Raw genomic sequence first — 18,470 nt, 5'->3', positions numbered from 1 at the left:
GTCATCGACGGTTTCGCCAATCGTCAAAGTCGCAAGAAGGGCGCCGACGGCGCGGCCAGCCCCCTTCTCCCCGTCACTATACGGGGAGAAGTGCCCGGCAGGGCGATGAGGGGCGGCGCCGACTTTGGCAATCATCCGCCTCGAACCGAAGTTAGAACCAAAAATTTGCGTGAGGGGAGTTCTGCAAGACGCCTAACCACCCCTCTATTCACTCTGCTCCTCTCCCTATTCTTCCTCATCCTGCCGTCACTCACCGCTCGCGCGGCCATGAGCATCCAGGAGGTGACGTCGCCAAGGGGCATCACCGCCTGGCTGGTGGAGGACTATTCCGTGCCGCTGGTCGCTATCCGCTTCGTCTTCGACGGCGGCACGACGCAGGATCCTGCTGGGAAGGAAGGGCTTGCCAATCTGATGAGCGGCCTGTTCGACGAGGGCGCCGGCAATCTTGACAGCGAGGCTTTCCAGATAAAGCTGGACGACGTCGGCGCCGAGATGAGCTTCGAAGCGGCGCGCGACGGCACCTACGGCTCGATGCGCATGCTGGCCGAGCAGCGCGACGCGGCGTTCGACCTGTTGCGGCTGGCAGTCACAGAGCCGCGTTTCGACCAGGCCCCAATCGACCGCATCCGCGCACAAGTGCTGTCCGGCATCATCGCCAACGAGCTTGACCCCGACACGCTCGCCCAGCGCAAATGGCTGGAGGCACTATACGGCACCCATCCCTATGCGCGGCCCGACCAGGGCACCAGGCAAAGCATCGCTACCATCACGCCGGACGATCTCACCGCCTTTCACAAGGCGAACTTCGCTCGCGATGGCCTGCATGTGGCGGTGGTCGGTGCCATCGATGCCGAGACGTTGAAGAAAAAGCTCGATATAGTCTTCGGCGGCCTGCCGCAACATCAGGCGCTCAGCGCGGTCGCCGATGTCGATCCGAAACTCAACCAGAAACTCGAGGTCAATTACGACCAGCCCCAGACGTCGCTACAGCTCGCCTATCCCGGCGTCAGGCGGAGTGCGCCGGATTTCTTCGCCGCGGTGCTGATGAACGAAATCCTCGGCGGCAGCGCCTTCACCTCGCGGCTGTTCCACGAGGTGCGCGAAAGACGCGGCCTGGCCTACAGCGCCAGTTCCGACCTGGTCGACCACCAGCACGCCAACGCCCTGGCCATCACCACGGCGACCCGCGCCGACCGGGCGGCGGAGACGTTGGCTGTCGTGCGCGAGGTGGTGCAACGCATGGCCGAGGAGGGGCCGACCGAAGCGGAACTGGCGGCGACCAAGAAATACTTGATCGGCGCCTATGCCATCAACAATCTGAACTCCTCCGGCGCCATCGCCGCGACGCTGCTCGAACTGCAGCTTGACAAGCTCGGCATCGACTACATGCAGCGCCGCGCCGCCCTCATCAACGCGGTGACGCTGGATCAGGTCAAGGCGGCGGCGAAAAAGCTGCTTTCCGCCGAGCCGGCCATCATGATCGTCGGGCCGAAGGTCGGCGAAGCCGAGAAGGAATGAGCCCAATGGGGGGCAAGGGATGAGCCCGAGCTTCGGCATCGCCTTCGGCGGCGGCGGCGCGCGCGGGCTGGCGCATATACATGTCATCGAGGCGCTGGACGAACTGGGCATAAGGCCGGTCGCCATATCAGGCTCATCGATCGGCGCCATCATGGGCGCCGGCATGGCTTCAGGCATGGCCGGCAGCGACATTCACGACTACATGCGCTCGATTCTTGGCCGCCGCGCCGAGGTGGCGGCGCGCATGTGGCGGGCGCGGCCAGGCACCTTTGCCGAGGCGCTGCAGGGCGGGCTGCGCGTCACCCAGTTCAATGTCGAGCGCATCCTCAAGGCATTTATGCCCGACGCCATACCCGAAACCTTCGCCGAGCTGAAAATACCGCTGAAGGTGACGGCCACGGATTTCTTCGGCCATAAGCTCGCCGTGCTGAGCGACGGCGACCTGCATTCCGCGCTTGCCGCCTCGGCGGCTATTCCCGCGGTGTTCCGCCCGGTGATGCGCGACGGCAGGCTGCTGATCGACGGCGGCATCTACAATCCGGTGCCGTTCGACCTGATCGAGCACGACGCCGACATCATCATCGCCGTCGACGTCGTTGGCGCGCCGACCAAAGGCGGGCGCAAATACCCGACCTCCGTCGACCTGATGTTCGGCGCCACGCAATTGATGATGCAGTCGATCATCGCCGCCAAGCTGAGGCAATGCCAGCCGGACATACTGGTCAGGCCGGCGGTGTCGAAATACCGCGTGCTCGATTTCATGAAGATCGACGCCTTGATGGCCGAAACGGCCGATATCAAGGACGAACTGAAGCGGGAGATCGAGAAGGCGGTGGAGGCGCGCGCCAAGGTCGACACGGGCAAGCGCACCAAGCAGGTGGGCAGGTTGAGCGTGGCGCGGAAAGTCTGATGCCTGGTGGCCTCAATCGAACGAGCGCACGGCGATAAGCCCAGCAGACCTTTCGCGATATGACTATTCCGCTGCCGCCTGAACCGTTCGCAGGTCGATCGAGCGGTTGAGGATCAGCGCCCCGGCATGGCTTTCGCACTCTGTTCGCGGCTGTTGCCGCACATCCGCGCAGATCGCCGCCAGTCCCTCCATCGTGAGCACGTCGGGTATTCTGGTGTGGCTGACGCAAAGCGCGCCGTCGGCATCCCACGCCGCTTCGAACGACATATCAGGCGCGGCCTCGTCCTGCTGAATGCCCTTGCGGTCGTAGATGACGATCGGTGTGCCATTACGGGTGTGGCCGACGCCATCGCCGCAATAATCGGCGCGGATCATGCGGGTGCATGCCTGATGATGATCCCACAGCGGTGTGCCGTCCGGCGACGTCTCCCAGGGCCGATATCCGAAGCGCACGCATTTCGCCTGCGCGCCGCCGGTGCAGGTGATGCTGAACGCCGTGTCGGACGGCAAATGGCGGCCGTCCTGCGTCCAGGTGCCGGCGAGCGGAAAACCCATGCGCCGACCCTCGATGTCCGGTTCGCAGATGTCGCGCCATGCACCGCTAGCCGGGTCGCGGGTCGACATGGCATAGAGCATGATCCCGCCATCCGGATTTCTCGGATCGATCTCGACCGCGTCGATGCGCAGCGGCATCCGGTCTTGTCCATCGCCAATCGTCAGAACGGCGCCGACGAGATCGTCTTGAGCGACAATGCGGCCATCTTCCGTCGTCACCTCGAACCTTGTGCCGACGACCGAGATCGAGCCGATCGCCGGTCCGGTTTCGGCATTGGCCGAGGGTACCGCTGCCATGCCGGAAATGGCTGCGGCGACGGCGACCAGTGCGCGGCGGCCAATATAGGCGAGGCGGTTTCCGTGGGCTGACATTTGTTGGCTCCTGAAGGCATATCTTGCGAGTGAAGCGCCGCCAACGAGAACGGACAGCACAACGCCATCCGTTCCATTGACGACGGACGCCGAATATCAACGCCTCGGCGAAGGGGCGGGCCGGTCATGGTTGGTACCGGCGCCGCTGCCGGTGCCGTGCTGGCCAGACGGAAGGCCGTTGCTTTTCTTACCAGCGGTCGATGCCCGGACATTGTTCTTCTGGACAGCCGGCAACCCGCGGATGTTGGGGTCGATAACGGAGCGGAAGTTCGGGTCAACAACGGAGCGGACGTTCGGGTCGATAATGGACCTGCCGGCCGGAGCGAGACTTTTCGCCAGAACGATGCCGTCGGCATGCACGCCGTTGAGCGCATAGACGCCGAGGCCGTTGCTGGTCAGTGAATTGCTTGTTAGCGAATTCTTCTCCAGGCCGTTCAGCGATTTGCCGTTCCCGCCGCCGACCGGCCATTCCGCGCTAGCCGGTGCGACGAAACAGGCCATTGCCGAGGCAGCAGTCAGGTATGTCTTGAAGCGATTCATCTTGATTTCCCTTTTCCAGTTTCAGCGGAGCCGTCCCATCGGGTTCGCTCCATGGGGCGGCTTTTCGCTCCCGGCTGTTTCGGACGCATGTCGAATTCAGCCGTTTGTGTTTCAATTGTTGCGGCCTGGGGGGTCATGCACTCGGCGAGCAAATGTCAGCCTTGTCGTGATGCAGACAGGTACGACGGCCCGCGTCCGGCATCCTCTCAAATGAACAATCGCGGCGCAGGTTCGGCGCAGCGACACAAAGGAAACCTTCAGCCGGCAAATCGGCAAATCCGCGCAACATCCCTGGATCATCAGTGACGCCAGAAACGAGGAGATTTCTGGCGATGCAACCTTCGCGAAAAACCAATGACCGACCGGATGGGGAGGCGACGGCGGCGCGGACCGCACGCCTGGCGGTGCTGGCCGGCACTCCGGGGCTTCTCTTGACGGCATATGCGGCGGCGACATCCACCTCGCTGACCATCCGCGCCGATCTCGCGCTGACCTTGATGGACATTCTGGTGCTGGTCACCGTCGCGATCGTGGCTGGCGGCCGCAAGGGCGAGGGCACCGGCCGCAAGCGTCAGGCAGCCTTGGCCGAGACGCTAGCCAATGCGTTCGCTGCGCTGGGCATGTGCCTTTCAATGGCTGTCGTTGCCAGCATCGCCGTCCAGCGGATCGCGGCCGGCGGTGTCGAACCCCACGGCCAAGGCGTTTTTCTCGCCATGAGCCTGAACCTGGCATACTTGGTGGTCAATTTCTGGATCCTGCGCCGGTGGAAGGCCCGCAACAGGCTTACCGCTTCCGTGCTGGCCCGCGCACAAATCTGCCTGTTCTCGGACAAGCTCTCGTCGAACCTGCTCATCGCCGCATCGCTCGCAACAGCCATGATCTGGCAAGGCACGATGATGGCCCGCTTCATCGATCCGATTGCCGGGCTGCTGATTGCGACGATGACTGCGCGCTGGACCATTCCTGTCGTGCGGGACACGGTGCGAAGCTTGCGACGGGAACATCGCCGGGCGCGCAAGCCGATCGCGTAGGGCGAGGCAATGAACGGCTCTGATCCGTCCTGGCTGAGGCCATAGCCTCTTCCGTCTGTTGAGATTCAGGTCGAGCCAAGGAGGGGGGCGCAACCAGTCGCCGGATTCGATCGCTGCACTCCTCGGCCACTGTACGGCATGGATCCTAGGGTCTCCGCGACGTCGCTTCGCTCCTGCTCCGCCCTAGGATGACGAAAGCATAGTGGTGTAAGCTAATCGCAGATGTCGGAGATTGGCAGTTGCGTCGCGCATAGCGGGTGGCAGCGGATGCCAAATCGCAAACCTTCGAGATTGGCTGAACCGATCCTCACTTCGTCATCCTAGGGCGGAGCGCAGGAGCGAAGCGACGTAGCGGAGGCCCTAGGATCCATGCCGTAACATTCGGGCGCTGCTGCGTTGAAAGTAGGGCTCTCTCACTTGGGCCTTTTGGCCCTCATCGTTCTCCGTAACAAGCTTCTTCTACCGGCGCCGTGCCTCATCGTAAGCAGGCTCGTAGACATAGCCTTCGCCGCGAACCGTCACCAGAACGGTCGGAGTGTCGGGTTCGCTCTCGAACTTCTTGCGCAGTCGGGTAATGCGGATGTCGATGCTGCGGTCGCCCGGCTCGAGGTCGCGGTTGTGGGCCAGCCTGCACAGCTGGTCTCGCGACAATATCTGCCGGGGATGGCGCGCGAAGACGCATAGCAGGTCGAATTCCATGGACGTCAACTGGACGTCGGCGCCGTCCGGGTCGACCATCGTACGGCCATCCATATCGAGGATGCAGCCGCCGAAACGGATGCGGTTTTCCGGCGTCCGCTCTTCCTCGCCCAGGCGCCGGATGACGCTCCTGACACGCGCCAGAAGTTCGCGCGGTTCGAACGGCTTGGCCATATAGTCGTCGGCGCCGGCGGCAAGACCTTCCAGCCGATGCGGCAGGTCACCGACGGCGGTCAGCATCAGGATGCCGGCGCGGCTCTGCTTGGCAATTTCGCGGGCGAGGTCATAGCCGCTTTCGCCGACAAGATTGACGTCGAGAATGACCAGGTCGGGGCCAAAGCGGTCGAGTTCGGTGTGCATTCCCGCTCCATCCGCAACGGATCGGACATCGAAGCCGTGCATGAGCAGGTAATCCGACAGCATCTCGCGCAACGGCGCTTCGTCGTCGACGATGAGCAATTTCTGTTTTGTCACGCTTTAGCCCCTTCCATTGCGCCGGTCTCCATCGCCCTTAGGCGTTCCATCACGAGCCTGCGAAAGGTCTGCGGATCGAGCGGCTTCTCGATCACCGGCGCGCCGGTCTCGCCGATGAAGCGGTCGATCTCGGGTGCCAGCGTGTCGCCGGTCACGAACAGCAGCCGGCTGGCGAGTCCGGGGCGCAATTGCTCCAGCGCGCGGTAAAGGCCGGGGCCGTCGAGGCCAGGCATGCGAATGTCGCTGATCAAAAGGTCTGTTCCATCCTCACGCACAGCCTTGAGGGCAGCATTCGCGTCGTCGGCGATGGTGACGTCGTGGCCATCGCGGCGAAGCATCTCGGCGATCATGGAGGCAATGTCGGAATCATCGTCGACCACCAGAATTCGTGCGGCCGAGGGCGCAGGCGGCATCCTGCCTGCAGCCTCGGGCGGAGCGACCGTCTCGGCTCGGCCGCTCGGAAGCCGGATCGTAAACCGTGCACCGCCACCCTCCGTCGAATCCAGTTCTATGCTGCCGTCGTGGGCAGTCACGATGCCCTGGCAGACAGACAGCCCGACCCCGGTGCCTTCACCGGCCATTTTGGTCGTGTAAAAAGGCTCAAAAGCACGCGAGCGGACCGTCTCAGGCATGCCTGGGCCATTGTCGGCGACGACGATCTCGACGGCATCGTCGTCCCCGGTGGTGACAATGGTCAGCCGCCGGGGGTGCGGAACCTGCAGCAAAGCCTGCTGCGCGTTGACCACCAGGTTGGTGACCACCTGATGAAGCTGGTCCCGGTCGCCCCAGATGTCGGGAAGCGCTTCCGCCAGTTCGGTGCGGATTTCGACCCCAGCCGAACGCAGGCTGTAGCCGGCCAGTTCCAGTGAGGCAACCACGACTTCGTTGATGTCGACAGCGCCCCGTGTGGGGGGCTTCTTGCGGGCCATCGCCAGAAAAGTTCGGACGATGCGCGAGCATCGCTCGGCCGCGGCGTGGATCTTGTCGGCGCGTCCCACGGTCGCCTCATCCGTCGAGAACTCCTTCAGCATCGAACTATAGCCGATGACGACGGACAGCGGGTTGTTGAGCTCATGCGCCACGCCGGCCAGCAGCGAACCGAGGGCGGAAAGCTTTTCCGACTGGTACAGCGTCTCGCGCTGGCGGGCGATCTCAGCCTCGGCTTCGCGCTGGCGGGTAATGTCGGTGACGGCCGCAAGCATGGCCGAACGGCCGGCCTGCGTGATCAGCCGCGCCGAAACCAGCGTATCGATTCTCGATCCTTGCATGTTGGTCATGCCGGCTTCGAACGCGTCGACGATGCCATCTCTCAGCAACAGCCGCAGGAGATCGTCTCGCCGCGAGAGATCTTCCCAGGTCGACGTCGCTTCGGCTCCGATCTGGCCGACCTCAATGCCGAGCACCTTGCGCGCCGGTTCGTTGACGAACAGGATTTCGGGCCCGTCTATTGCCGAGATGGTGATCGGCAGCGGCACGCCTTCGGCGATGGCGCGAAACTGCGCCTCCCGTTCGGCCAACAGCTTCTCGGCTTCAAGTCTGGCTTGCTCGGCCAGGACGCGGTCCGAGATATCGCGGCCGACGGATTGCACTTCGACAAGGCGCCCGTCGCTGTCGAAAATGCCATGATCGTTCCAGGCCAGCCATCTGCTCACGCCACCAGGCATCGCATTGACAAGTTCTATGCTGGCATTCGGCGCCTGCGGGGTGAGGCGGGCCAAGTGGTCCAGAAACCTGCGCCGCTCGTCGGGCGGCAGCACGTCGAGTTCGCACCAGGACGGGTCGAGAAGCTCTTCGCGCGTCATCCGGCACGCCCGGCAATAGGCGTCGTTGACGAAGCTCAGATGGCCCTCCGGCGACATGCGGACGACGAATTCGGTCTGCAGCTCGACCACGCTGCGGTAGCGCTGTTCGCTGTCGGCCAGTTCGCGCAGGGCCGTGCGGTTCTCGGCGAAGATGCCGGCGATTTCCCGCAGAAGCACGCCGTGCAAGGCGTATACCGAGACAAGCAGCCCGGCCAAAATGACCGCATAGGGAAGAAACGACTGTTGCTTGGCGTAGGACTGGTAGAGGCCGATGCCAACGACAAGCACGAACAGCGGCAAAACGCAGGCCGCCATCAACAATGCGTAATGCCTGGACAGCTTCGAGGAGGTCGGCACGGCGAGGTCTCCACAGACGGATGTGCCGTCACGACAGTTGCTGTTCCCGTGCGGCCAGTGGACTGAACGGCCCACGGCCTGTCAAGCCGGCCTGCCCGCCCATCTGCCCGACGTCGTTGAACATAACCGTGGGATGTTTCACGATGATGCCGTACGACCGATTTCCCGGCTTCTATTGTTTCAATTGTGTCGAACCGGCCCGAAATCGGCAGAGACGAGCCTGCTCGCACGATTGACCCGGGACGAATGCGCCTTGTAGGTTTGGGCCGTCGCTCGCCGCGGGGGAACGCATGGCCGACATCATTGTCGTGGACGACGAGACCGACGTGGCGTTCATGATCGCCGACTATTTGCAGGCGAAAGGCTACCGCATTCGCATGGCATCCGGCGGCGCCGACTTGCGCGAGGCGATCGCGGCGGCGAAGGCCGATCTTGTTGTTCTCGACCTCAACATGCCGGGCGAGAACGGCTTTAGCCTTGCCCGCTGGCTGCGCGAGCATCACGACACCGGCATCCTGATGCTGACCGGTGCCGATTCGGTGTTCGACAAGGTGGCGGGCCTCGAGATCGGCGCCGACGACTATCTGGCGAAACCGTTTTCACCGGTCGAGCTGGAAGCGCGGATCGCCGCAGTGCTGCGCAGACGCAGGCCGAAGGGGTCGAACGATGCCGACGCTTTGCCGGCCGGGCAATTCGCCTTCGGAACCTATGTGTTCGACGCTCGCGCGAGAAACCTCATCGACGCCGGCGGCGTGGGCATTCCGCTGACGCCGATGGAGCTCGATCTGGTGGCGGCCTTCGCCACCCGGGCCGGCCAGGTCATTGGTCGCGACGAATTGCTCGACTTGGCGCCGCCCAGAGGCGACGAGCCGTTCGACCGCAGCATCGACAGCCGCATCACCCGGCTGCGCCGCCGGCTTGAAAAGGACGCGGCCAAGCCGGAACTGATCAAGACGATCCGCGGCGCTGGATACCTGTATCCAAAGCGGTGAACGAGTGCGGCTCAGGGACCAGGCTGCCCCGTGGGCGGAACGATCTGCATGATAAGGCGCATCAGATCGGCTTGGCGGGAGACGCCGGTCTTCTGGAAGATATTGTCGAGATGCGTCTTGGCGGTCGCGTTGGCAATGTGAAGGCTGGCGGCGGTCTCGGCCAAGGTGTGCCCGGCCACAAGGCTGGCGAGCACGCGGGTTTCGGCCAGCGTAAGCCCAAAGGCTCTCGCCAGCATTCCGGCGGCGTCATGCTCATCCGGTGCATTGCCGATGAACACCGCGGCTACCGCCGCGGGTTCCATGCCGGCGCGCAGGTCGCCGCCGGCCATCGGCAGCACGCGGGCGAAGACGGGCGGCAGGCCGGATTCGCTGAGGAGGACGGCAAGCCCTGTCTTGCCGATGCTGGCCTCATCCTGAGCCGCAAGCATGATTGCGCTGTGAAGCTCCTTGGAAGCCGACGGGATCTTCGCTTGCAGAATGCCCCGGACATCCTGGATCGGGCCGCCGCTCCGCAGCATGTGCTTGGCCGAGCGGTTGGCGTGCAGGACGGCGCCGCGTTCATTGGTGAGGACCACGGCGCATGTGAGCGCATCGAGCGCCTCGGCCATTCCTGCGCGCTCGACAGTGCCGATGTCCAGCATGTTGCTGATTATCACCGAACGGCGCACATGCGGCAGCAACAGTCTGCCAAGCTTGATTTCGCGCTCAGTGATAATGCCTTGCCGCTTGTGTCGGGCAACGGCGAAGCCGGCAAGGCGGGTAGGGGTATGGATCAGGAAGAATGACATGACGTCGACCAGGCCTTGCGGCTTCAAACACTCCTGAAAATATCGGGAGGTCTCCAGGTAGGTTTGAGGGATATGGCGTGAGACCACATGCGGCATATCGAGCGAAGGCCATTTCGAGAGATCCTCGAGCAGCCGGGCGTGAATCTCGGGGATATATTTCGCCTGTTGCTCCAGCCAGTATGGCTCTATTCCCACGGTCCTGTAGATCAGCAGCCGGTCATTGGCGAGGTCGTCAAGCTGCAGGACCGCAGTCTGGGCGTCGAGCGCATCCCTGATCCCGGCAAGCGCGTGCTCCCATCGCTCCGGGTCGAGTGCGCAATCGTAGATCGAGCCGATCAGCTTCGACAGCTCATGATGCGACAATGCCTTGGCCATCGACGGCCCCTCGCATGTCGACAGCGCGTCTGATGCGGGCGGAAAGCCGCGCCCTCTCAAAGGTGCTCTCGCCTCTCCAAATTTTAGCGATCGCTTAAATTCCGATTATCTCCCCCAAACAGGGGATGTGCAAGCACCCGGGCGGTGAAATACTCGCGCCCCAGAAGATAAGGTCACACTTAAACTGTGACAACCAGTGCGGCTCAGCGCGTTCCTGGCTCGCGGGCCTTAGCACTTTGATTCAGCCGGGGGGACTAATCAAGAATTCTGCCTGCGTGCGCCGACTATCACGGCGCGCGACCGCGTATTGCTGAAACTTAAGCCGGGTTCGACCCGGACAATTCGGAATGGAGCAGCATTATGTACAGATACATTGCTTTTGCAGCACTTTGCATGGCGGCGATGCCCGCGCATGCCGACGAGCTTGGAGCCATGAAGGCCGAAAGCATCGATCTCGCCGGCTTTCTTGGTGTCGTCTATTATACACCTCAGGAGGACGGCTATCGGGTGGTCACCACAATCGCGCAGGGCGAGGCTGGCTTGCCAGTGCGTTTCGTGGCGACACTGACCGAGAACCAGATAGTCGCGGTCTCCGTGCCGGGCAAGCTGGGAGAGTCGGACCAGATCATCGAGATATCGCGTGTCGGCGGCAAGCTTGTCGTCAGCCCGCATCCGATAGACGGGATTGTGGTTTCTTCTCCGAAGGCCGCCGTCGACTGATGACCGCCGTCAAGTGATCCAAGCTCGAGTGATCCAAGGTCGAATGATCCGAGGTCGAGTGATCCGGGGGCATGCGCGTTGCGGCGCTGCTGAATGAGCCTGCAACGTGGGCGACAGACGATGCCCCTGTGGCTCGTCCTCCCGTCTGTCGTCATCTTTACCGTTGGCGCCGGCTTCGCCGCGTCTTCGCAAGCCGAGCTGGCCTCAGGCAAGTTCTACGAAATTGTCGACGGCAAGGTCGACGCGCGAACCTATAACGGCTTCCGTCGCTACCATGGCAGCTGCAATCACTGCCATGGCCCCGACGGCATGGGCTCGACCTTCGCCTCGGCCCTTGTCGACCGGCTGCCCGGCATCGAGGTCTTTCGGCGCAGCGTTCGCGACGGCGTGCGCAGCGGCCCTTCGGTGATGAAGGGCTTCGCCGACGACCCCAACGTCGCTCCTTACATCGACGACATCTACGCCTATTTGCAGGCCCGAGCCGACGGCGCCCTTGGCCGAGGACGGCCTGAGAGGCTTGAACCCTAGATATCGCAGGCTGCCAACTTCACCAGACCACAGTGAGACGGTTATCGCTCCCGAGCGCCACATGAGTGTCGAAAGGCGAGCACTCGCGCTCAAGCATGGCCGCGAGCCAGGCGGCATCTTCGCGCAGGGCGCGGTTTAGCCGGAACCTGGCGAGCTGGAACGGCACCAGCTCGAGCGAAACAAGCGTACCATCCGGTATCGCCAGCCGCGGCAGGTACATCAGCGCAAGTTCACCGCGAAAGGTTTCGTTGCCGGTGATTCCTTCATAGTCGGTGAGGAAGTCGCCGCATCCGTAGAGGATCAGCCGGCCGCGATGGATTTCGATCGGCTTGGGATGGTGGGAGGAGTGCCCATGCACGACGTCGAAACCTGCAACATCGATGAGCCCATGGGCAAGCGCGCGTTCTTCCGCCGGGACTTGGTAACCCCAGTTGCCGCCCCAATGGATCGAGGCCACCGCGAGGTCGCCGGGCTGTTTTATCGCCTGCACGGATCGGCCGATCTGCGCGAGCGACCGGCCCGAAACATTCGCCAGCAAATTGACGCCTGGCTTATAAGCTCCGGCTGCCCATGAAGCTGGAACGCCGCTCGTCTCGAGCGCGAAGCCGAAGACCAGCACGCGGCCGCCGCCGGCCGGTTCAATGACGGCAGGCGCCGCCGCCTCGTCCGCGTCAAGCCCGGCCCCGGCATAGGCGAGGCCGGCAAGCCGGAGCGTATCGAGGGTCTCGACGAGGCCGGGCTCATCCCAGTCGAGCACATGGTTGTTGGCGAGCACGCAGCAGTCTATCCGTGCCGCCGCCAGGCAGCCGATGTTTGCCGGGTTCATCTTGTAATTGATCCCCTTGGGCGCCAAGGACAGGCTGGTGGTGATGCTGGTCTCGAGATTGATGATCCGCGCGTCGGGCGCTTCTCGGTCCAATTCGCTGAGCGCATCGCCCCAGACATACGCATCGTCGACCTTTCTCGGGATCGGGCCATTGCTGCGTTCGGCAAGCTCGACATAGGTCGTTGCCGATTTGACATAGCGCTCGCCGAGGTGCGGATCGCCGGGACTGGCGAGAATCTGGTCGATGCCGCGCCCGAGCATGACGTCGCCGCACAGGAACAGCTTTGCGCTGCTTCGGACGGACCGTTCAGATCCTGCGGCGCCGTTGTTCGCGATCTGCGGCATCGCTCTCGAATCTCCTCGGTGGCAACACCCAGTGAGCCTGAGGGTTCCAGCCAATTTGCGCGGATCGCATCGCGCGAGATCAATCTGTTCGTCGGACCACAGCCAGATCGTGCAGCTCGAGGCGCTGCGCTCCGGCATCTGGGGAACCAAGAGCGCCTGGGGCCGGATTCAGAATATTGGGTGAGGGGGCTGAGCGACCGCGGAGGCAATCACCCCAAGTTTGCGCCGCCCCTCATCGCCCTGCCGGGCACTTCTCCCCGTATAGTGACGGGGAGAAGGGGCACTGCCGCAACCTCGGCGCTCGTCCTGCAACATTGGCGATTGGCGAAATCTTCGACGAAGCGTTCTTCTCCCCGTCACTATACGGGGAGAAGGTGCCGGCAGGCGGATGAGGGGCGGCGCGACATCAACAATTTGCGGCCGTTCCTTCGCAAGTAACCCGAATCAGATCGAGGCGTCCGTCTCACCCCCACTTCATCTCGCCGGTGGCGACCTTGGCGCCGATGTCGAGCGCAACCCCCATGCCGAGGCCGGGGAAGCGGGCTACCATGGCGGTCTTGAGCGCGGCCGCATCCTTGGCCTTGGCCAGTTCTTCCTCGAAGGCGATGAGATAGGTTTTGGTGTGCTCGACGCCGGAAAGATCGGTGGCGGTGTCCGGCGTCATGTGGCCAGGCACGACGATTTCAGGCTTGGCGGCAACAATTTTTTCGAGATTGGCGAGCCAGGCGGCGCGCTGTTCCTTGCTCGACGTGTCGGCGGTCCAGACATGCACGCCGGAAAAAATCATCACCCCGCCGAACACCGCATTCAGCGACGGCACCGAGAGATAGGGCCGGTTGGCAAGGCCTTCGGCATCGACGATCTCGATGGTCTCGCCATCCACTGTGAGCGTCTTGCCGTCGAACACTTCGGGGATGACGACATCGGCAAGCGCCTGCGGGCCATTCTCCTTGAGCTGCGGCCCCCACACGGCGATTTTCTTGGCGACGCTGCCATTGATGGCGGCCACCGTCTCGGCAGCGGCGATCACCCGTGCCTGCGGAAAAATCTGCTTGATCGGCTTGAGGCCGAAATAATAGTCGGGGTCGGACTGGCTGACATAGATGGTGGTGAGCGTCTTGCCGGTCGCCTTGATCGCCTCGGCCACGGCGCGGCCGTCGGGATAGGTGAAACCGGCGTCGATCAGCAGCGCCTCGGAGGCGCCGGTGATCAGCACCGGGGCGCGAAAGAAGCCGTTTTCGCCGGCCGGAAAATGTTTCCAGGAAAGCCCGCCGGCCGCATGGCCAAGCCCGGCGGGAGCGAAGACGGCGGCGGCGCCGGCGGCGAGGGTGGTTTTCATGATGGCTCTCCGTGTGAACATGGATCTCTCCTGGGCTTGAGAATGCGGAATTCGGGCGGGCGCATCTCCCGGCGCAGCCTCGATGCCGGGAAGATGGCAGAGGCGGAATGGGTATTGAAGGCCAACAAAATAGACGTAATGTATGCCATTGCCTGACAATGAGGTCGCATTTGCCATGAGCCGCGCATGAACCTGAACCGGCTGGCCTATTTCGCTGCGGTGGTCGATGCCGGCTCCTTCACGCGGGCCGCCGAGCGGCTGGGCATCACCAAGGCGGTTGTCAGCCAGCAGGTGGCGCGGCTGGAGCGTGATGTCGGAACGACGCTGCTGATCCGCACCACGCGGCGCGTCCATCCGACCGAGGCGGGCCGGACATTCCATGCCCGCTGCCTGCAAGTTTCTGCAGCAGGCCGAGGATGCCTTCGACGAGCTCGCGCAGGCTGCCGCCGAACCGACCGGCACGCTCAGGATCGCCGCGCCCAACGACTACGGCACCTCGGCGGTGGTGCCGGTAGTCGCCGCCTTCAGCGCCCGCTATCCCGCCTGCCGGGTCGAACTGACGCTGGGCGACGAGACGATCGACCTGGCTTCTGGTGGAATGGACGTGGCGATCCGCGTCGGCTGGCTGGCCGATTCCAGCCTGCAGGCACGGCGCATCGGCACATTTAAGCAATTCATGGTGTGCGGCGCCGAGTTCGCTGGCCGCTTCACGGCCGGCGAACCGCAAGACTTGGCCGGGCTGCCCTTCGTCGCCAACATGGCGCTGCGCGAACCGCTGCTATGGCAATTTTCGCGCGGCGACGCCGAGCATGAGGCTGTGCGCATGCAGGCAACGATCGCCATCGACGCAACGCCGGCCGTGCTGGCGGCGGTCCGCGCCGGCGCAGGCCTGTCGGTGCTGCCGGACTTTTTGGTTCGGGAAGAGCTGGCCGCAGGCCGGCTCGTCCACATCCTGCCCGAGTGGCGGTTGCCCTCCGGAGGCATCTACACGGTCTACCCCGCTGCCCGGTTTCGCCCGCCCAAGGTGACGAGGTTTGTTGAGATGCTGATTGCGGCTGAGCAGCGGATGGGGAAGGGCGGGGAGGGGCGGGCGCTGTAAGCTCGGGGCGAGGCGCTGATGACCGAAACGGGCGAGCTTGAAGCGCCGAGGCTGAAGCTGCCGATCTCGCCCCTTGTGGGGGAGATGGCCGGCAGGCCAGAGGGGGGCGCTGTCCCGCCAACCTATCAGTCGATTGCGTAGCGTAACCGCGCAAGTTACCAGCCCATCACAGTTTGCCCTACTGCAGCTTGAACGCTGACTTCGTGAAGACGATCTCGGTGCTGACTTGCGCCTTGGTCAAAGTGCCAGTCAATGTGGCCGGCAGGATAGGAAATGGGTGCAAATCAGGAAGAAAGTTGCCTTCGGACGTGCTCTTTCACAACGCTGCCGGGCTCTAACTTTTGTGCCTTTTACCCGGCAGCGTCTCGCGGTATAATTAGACTTGACTAAAATAAAGGTTTGAAAACGGAAAACCTTCCGACTTTGGGCGGGGGACCTATGGGAGGCTCGCATGCTTAGCGGTTTCGGCAAGGCCTGCGCGGTAATCCTTTTTTCAGGGAACTGCGCTTTCGCCCAATCGAATTTGATAGAACCAGAGGCTGGAACGTGGAAGACGTGGGTAATCACGTCTGGCGAGGACTTCCGAGTCCCGCCGCCGCCTGACGCCTCCGCCGCAGCAGCCGAATTGGCACAGATGCGAGATCTCTTGGCGCAAAAGGATCCGGCTGCCGCCGACAAAATCACCTTCTGGGACGCCGGCTCGCCTGGATACCGATGGATCGATCTGGTCAACAATCGCCTTCTCGAGAACCAGCAGATTCCAAATGCGCACCGCGTCTACACCTATTTGACGATGGCGATGTACGACGCCACCATCGCTGCGTGGGACGCGAAGTACTTCTACAATCGGCCGCGCCCGAGCGAGGCGGATGCGACGCTGGCGACTGCGCTGCCGCCGCCGCGGAGTCCCTCCTATCCATCCGAGCATGCCGCAGCCGCTGGAGCTGCCGCGACCGTTCTTTCTTATTTCTTTCCCGAAGAGGCATCGTCGTTCAAGGCAATGGCCGACGAAGCGGCACAGTCGCGTGTCCTTGCCGGTGTCCAGTTCCCAAGCGATTCTTCCGCCGGCCTGGAGTTGGGGCGAAGGGTCGCAGAGCAGGTGATTGCGCGGGCAAAGGCCGATGGCTCCGAAGCAGTGTGGACCGGCACTGTTCCGACCGGGCCGTGCATGTGGGTCGGGAGCAAACCCGCCAATGTAACCATGCCAAACTGGAAGCCGATCGTGCTGGCAGCACCCGATGAATTCAGGCCGCCGGCGCCGCCCGACTGCCAGTCCCCGGCCGTAAAGGCCGAGATGGACGCAATCCGACAGTTTGAACGAAAATTCCCTAACAGCTACAAAGCGTTCTACTGGCAAAGCCCATCCGGCCTGTTCACCGACTGGTATGACTATGCCAGCAAGTGGATGTTCGAGGACAAGACGGATACGAACCCGCCGCGTGCCGCGCGGGCTTACGCTATGCTCGCAACGGTCTATTACGACGCCTACATTGCAAGCAACGACGGGAAGTACGCCTATTGGTATCTGCGGCCCAATATGCTTGACGCGAGCATCACGCCCCTGTTCACGGTGCCGGCCCATCCCAGTTATCCGTCGAACCACTCCACGCTCTCGACTGCCCGATGCGAGGTCCTGGCGTACCTGTTTCCCCGCCATGCGGAGTTCATCCGCGCGGTTGGTAAAGAGGCGGGTGATTCCCGCGTCTGGGCAGGCATCCACTATGAAATGGACAACCGGGCCGGCGCCGCGCTCGGTAAAGCGGTCGCGGGGAAATTTATCGAGCGGGCAAAAACCGACGGGGCGGACTAGCGGAAGGAAGGGCGCTGTAAGGTCGGGGCGAGGCAAGCTGATGACCGAAACGGGCGAGCTTGAAGCCCCGAGGCCGAAGCTGCCGATCTCCCCCTCAAGGGGGAGATTGGCTGTCATCGGCGCCTTCGCCAATCACCAGCGTTCGTCATCGCCTGAAGACGTAAATCGCGCCTCCGGCGTCGTCGGATACGAGCACGGAACCGTCCGGCGCTTCCTTGACATCCACGGGCCGACCGACGCCTCTGAGGAAAGTCGTCGCCGAGACCGGCCGGCCGCCCCTGAAGCGCACGCGCACGACCTGACGCCCGACTGGAACCGACCTGTTCCAACTGCCGTGCTCAGCGACCAGCGCGTCGCCGCCGAGGCTGCGGAAGAAATGGATTCCGAGGGTTGCGACATGCGCTTGAAATTCGAAGACGGGCGGAATCTGCTGCGCGGGCGGCCGTGCGTCCTGGAACCCTTTAAGCCGCGTTCGGCCCCCGAAGTAGGGAAAGCCATAAAAGCCGCCCGGCCGAAGCGCGTTCAGCTCGTCCGGCGGGATATCGTCGCCCATTCGGTCGGCGCCGTTGTCAGTGAAGAACATGGTGCCGCCGCGCCAGGCGAAGCCGACCGAATTGCGAACGCCCCAAGCGACGCGCCGAAGATCGGACCCGTCCTGGTTCATGCTGACGATCGTGCTTTGCAGTCCACGCGGCAAACAAATGTTGCAAGGCGATCCGAACGAGACATAGAGCCGAGAATCGGGGCCGACGGCAATATAGCGAAGATTGTGGGCTCCCGAATTCGGCAGCCCTCGGCGAATGTCGCGCCTGCCGCTCAGTGCGCCGCCCGGCCCGATGTCGAACGCGGTCACGCGGTCGCTCGAAGCTACGAACAAACGACCGCGTGAGCATGCGACTCCATTCGGAGCGGAGAATCCGGAGGCGACCCGCCGGGCGCGGCCGCCGGACACCGGCACCGCATAGACCGAGGAGCGTTTGGTTCCGACGAACAGTATGTCGCCGCAGACCGCCATTTCGCGCGCGGCGGGAACGCGGGCGAGAACCTCAGCTCGCGCGGGTCCGGGGCCGAGAGCCACGCCAGAGGCGGCCGCCGCCACCGAGACGAGAGCGAGAAGCCCAATTCTAGCGGAAAGGAACCCGGCCTTAGGGGAAAAGACGTCCATCGGCGCCCTCCGAATACAAGCTGACTTTGCTGGAGGGAATTGGGGCGGCGTGTTCTCGTTTCAAGCCGGAGCCGTGAAGCGGGAAGGGGCGGGCGCTGTAAGGTTGGAGCGAGGCGCTGATGGCCGAAACGGGCGAGCTTGAAGCGCCAAGGCTGAAGCTGCCGATCTCCCCCCTCGTGGGGGAGATGGCCGGCAGGACAGAGGGGGGCGCTGTCCCATAGGCGC

Annotated in this window: 15 protein-coding genes and 1 pseudogene; 8 read left to right on the top strand and 8 right to left on the bottom strand. The window is 63.4% G+C overall.

Annotated features, from left to right (window positions below):
• Positions 1–267 precede the first annotated feature (267 nt).
• On the top strand, positions 268–1,518 hold the full coding sequence (locus NMG70_RS30715; protein ID WP_436798495.1) for a M16 family metallopeptidase: 1,251 nt from the start codon (positions 268–270) through the stop codon (positions 1,516–1,518).
• A 19-nt stretch (positions 1,519–1,537) separates the two neighbouring features.
• On the top strand, positions 1,538–2,428 hold the full coding sequence (locus NMG70_RS30710) for a patatin-like phospholipase family protein (RefSeq protein ID WP_254027951.1): 891 nt from the start codon (positions 1,538–1,540) through the stop codon (positions 2,426–2,428).
• A gap of 63 nt (positions 2,429–2,491) precedes the next feature.
• Here NMG70_RS30710 and NMG70_RS30705 read toward each other — a convergent pair whose 3' ends face one another.
• Positions 2,492–3,355 (bottom strand): ADYC domain-containing protein, encoded by an 864-nt coding sequence (locus NMG70_RS30705; RefSeq protein ID WP_254027950.1) that lies wholly within the window; start codon positions 3,353–3,355, stop codon positions 2,492–2,494.
• A 96-nt stretch (positions 3,356–3,451) separates the two neighbouring features.
• Entirely contained in the window at positions 3,452–3,895 is a 444-nt protein-coding gene (locus NMG70_RS30700; protein WP_254027949.1) for a hypothetical protein, read from the bottom strand.
• A 332-nt stretch (positions 3,896–4,227) separates the two neighbouring features.
• Between NMG70_RS30700 and NMG70_RS30695 the strand changes: the two genes are divergently transcribed.
• Positions 4,228–4,926: a cation diffusion facilitator family transporter gene (locus tag NMG70_RS30695; protein WP_254027948.1), complete on the top strand. Its 699-nt coding sequence runs from the start codon at positions 4,228–4,230 to the stop codon at positions 4,924–4,926.
• A 459-nt stretch (positions 4,927–5,385) separates the two neighbouring features.
• On the opposite strand, the gene NMG70_RS30690 is transcribed toward NMG70_RS30695, so the two are convergent.
• Positions 5,386–6,099, bottom strand: coding sequence for a response regulator (locus NMG70_RS30690; RefSeq protein WP_254027947.1), 714 nt, complete (start codon positions 6,097–6,099; stop codon positions 5,386–5,388).
• A complete protein-coding gene (locus NMG70_RS30685) occupies positions 6,096–8,258 on the bottom strand; it encodes a hybrid sensor histidine kinase/response regulator (RefSeq protein ID WP_254027946.1) in 2,163 nt (720 codons plus the stop codon). Before NMG70_RS30685 ends, NMG70_RS30690 begins: the two co-directional genes overlap by 4 nt.
• Before the next feature lie 290 nt (positions 8,259–8,548).
• Here NMG70_RS30685 and NMG70_RS30680 point away from each other — a divergent pair, with 290 nt between their 5' ends.
• The gene (locus NMG70_RS30680) at positions 8,549–9,250 is read left to right on the top strand and encodes a response regulator transcription factor (protein ID WP_254027945.1); all 702 of its coding nucleotides are present in this window, start codon (positions 8,549–8,551) and stop codon (positions 9,248–9,250) included.
• An 11-nt stretch (positions 9,251–9,261) separates the two neighbouring features.
• Here the strand turns inward: NMG70_RS30680 and NMG70_RS30675 are convergent, their stop codons facing one another.
• On the bottom strand, positions 9,262–10,413 hold the full coding sequence (locus NMG70_RS30675; RefSeq protein WP_254027944.1) for a helix-turn-helix transcriptional regulator: 1,152 nt from the start codon (positions 10,411–10,413) through the stop codon (positions 9,262–9,264).
• A 360-nt stretch (positions 10,414–10,773) separates the two neighbouring features.
• On the opposite strand from NMG70_RS30675, the gene NMG70_RS30670 reads away from it, so the two are divergent.
• Both NMG70_RS30670 and NMG70_RS30665 read left to right on the top strand, forming a co-directional pair.
• Positions 10,774–11,133: a hypothetical protein gene (locus NMG70_RS30670; RefSeq protein WP_254027943.1), complete on the top strand. Its 360-nt coding sequence runs from the start codon at positions 10,774–10,776 to the stop codon at positions 11,131–11,133.
• Between the two features lie 120 nt (positions 11,134–11,253).
• Positions 11,254–11,661 carry a c-type cytochrome gene (locus NMG70_RS30665; RefSeq protein WP_254027942.1) on the top strand — a complete coding sequence of 136 codons (408 nt, stop codon included), beginning with the start codon at positions 11,254–11,256 and terminating at the stop codon, positions 11,659–11,661.
• Between the two features lie 19 nt (positions 11,662–11,680).
• On the opposite strand, the gene NMG70_RS30660 is transcribed toward NMG70_RS30665, so the two are convergent.
• Both NMG70_RS30660 and NMG70_RS30655 read right to left on the bottom strand, forming a co-directional pair.
• A complete protein-coding gene (locus tag NMG70_RS30660) occupies positions 11,681–12,832 on the bottom strand; it encodes a CapA family protein (protein ID WP_254027941.1) in 1,152 nt (383 codons plus the stop codon).
• A gap of 463 nt (positions 12,833–13,295) precedes the next feature.
• The gene (locus NMG70_RS30655) at positions 13,296–14,192 is read right to left on the bottom strand and encodes an MBL fold metallo-hydrolase (protein WP_254027940.1); all 897 of its coding nucleotides are present in this window, start codon (positions 14,190–14,192) and stop codon (positions 13,296–13,298) included.
• A 165-nt stretch (positions 14,193–14,357) separates the two neighbouring features.
• Here NMG70_RS30655 and NMG70_RS30650 point away from each other — a divergent pair.
• Both NMG70_RS30650 and NMG70_RS30645 read left to right on the top strand, forming a co-directional pair.
• A pseudogene (locus tag NMG70_RS30650) lies at positions 14,358–15,270 on the top strand (LysR family transcriptional regulator).
• Positions 15,271–15,721: 451 nt separating this feature from the next.
• Positions 15,722–17,080, top strand: coding sequence for a phosphatase PAP2 family protein (locus NMG70_RS30645; RefSeq protein ID WP_436798494.1), 1,359 nt, complete (start codon positions 15,722–15,724; stop codon positions 17,078–17,080).
• Between the two features lie 145 nt (positions 17,081–17,225).
• Here NMG70_RS30645 and NMG70_RS30640 read toward each other — a convergent pair whose 3' ends face one another.
• Positions 17,226–18,245 (bottom strand): PQQ-dependent sugar dehydrogenase, encoded by a 1,020-nt coding sequence (locus tag NMG70_RS30640; RefSeq protein ID WP_254027938.1) that lies wholly within the window; start codon positions 18,243–18,245, stop codon positions 17,226–17,228.
• Positions 18,246–18,470: the final 225 nt, after the last annotated feature.

It is taken from the genome of Mesorhizobium ventifaucium (genome assembly GCF_935822925.1).
GTDB lineage: Bacteria > Pseudomonadota > Alphaproteobacteria > Rhizobiales > Rhizobiaceae > Mesorhizobium > Mesorhizobium ventifaucium.
Note: the sequence above shows the minus strand (reverse complement) of the source record. Positions and strands in the feature narration are given on the sequence as shown.

Bases quoted from the DNA above. Each gene is read 5' to 3' on its own strand.
- NMG70_RS30700 (WP_254027949.1), bottom strand. From the start codon at position 3,895: ATGAATCGCTTCAAGACATACCTGACTGCTGCCTCGGCAATGGCCTGT.
- NMG70_RS30640 (WP_254027938.1), bottom strand. From the start codon at position 18,245: ATGGACGTCTTTTCCCCTAAGGCCGGGTTCCTTTCCGCTAGAATTGGG.
- NMG70_RS30705 (WP_254027950.1), bottom strand. From the start codon at position 3,355: ATGTCAGCCCACGGAAACCGCCTCGCCTATATTGGCCGCCGCGCACTG.
- NMG70_RS30675 (WP_254027944.1), bottom strand. From the start codon at position 10,413: ATGGCCAAGGCATTGTCGCATCATGAGCTGTCGAAGCTGATCGGCTCG.
- NMG70_RS30645 (WP_436798494.1), top strand. From the start codon at position 15,722: ATGCTTAGCGGTTTCGGCAAGGCCTGCGCGGTAATCCTTTTTTCAGGG.
- NMG70_RS30715 (WP_436798495.1), top strand. From the start codon at position 268: ATGAGCATCCAGGAGGTGACGTCGCCAAGGGGCATCACCGCCTGGCTG.
- NMG70_RS30665 (WP_254027942.1), top strand. From the start codon at position 11,254: ATGCCCCTGTGGCTCGTCCTCCCGTCTGTCGTCATCTTTACCGTTGGC.
- NMG70_RS30695 (WP_254027948.1), top strand. From the start codon at position 4,228: ATGCAACCTTCGCGAAAAACCAATGACCGACCGGATGGGGAGGCGACG.
- NMG70_RS30660 (WP_254027941.1), bottom strand. From the start codon at position 12,832: ATGCCGCAGATCGCGAACAACGGCGCCGCAGGATCTGAACGGTCCGTC.
- NMG70_RS30680 (WP_254027945.1), top strand. From the start codon at position 8,549: ATGGCCGACATCATTGTCGTGGACGACGAGACCGACGTGGCGTTCATG.
- NMG70_RS30710 (WP_254027951.1), top strand. From the start codon at position 1,538: ATGAGCCCGAGCTTCGGCATCGCCTTCGGCGGCGGCGGCGCGCGCGGG.
- NMG70_RS30655 (WP_254027940.1), bottom strand. From the start codon at position 14,192: ATGTTCACACGGAGAGCCATCATGAAAACCACCCTCGCCGCCGGCGCC.
- NMG70_RS30670 (WP_254027943.1), top strand. From the start codon at position 10,774: ATGTACAGATACATTGCTTTTGCAGCACTTTGCATGGCGGCGATGCCC.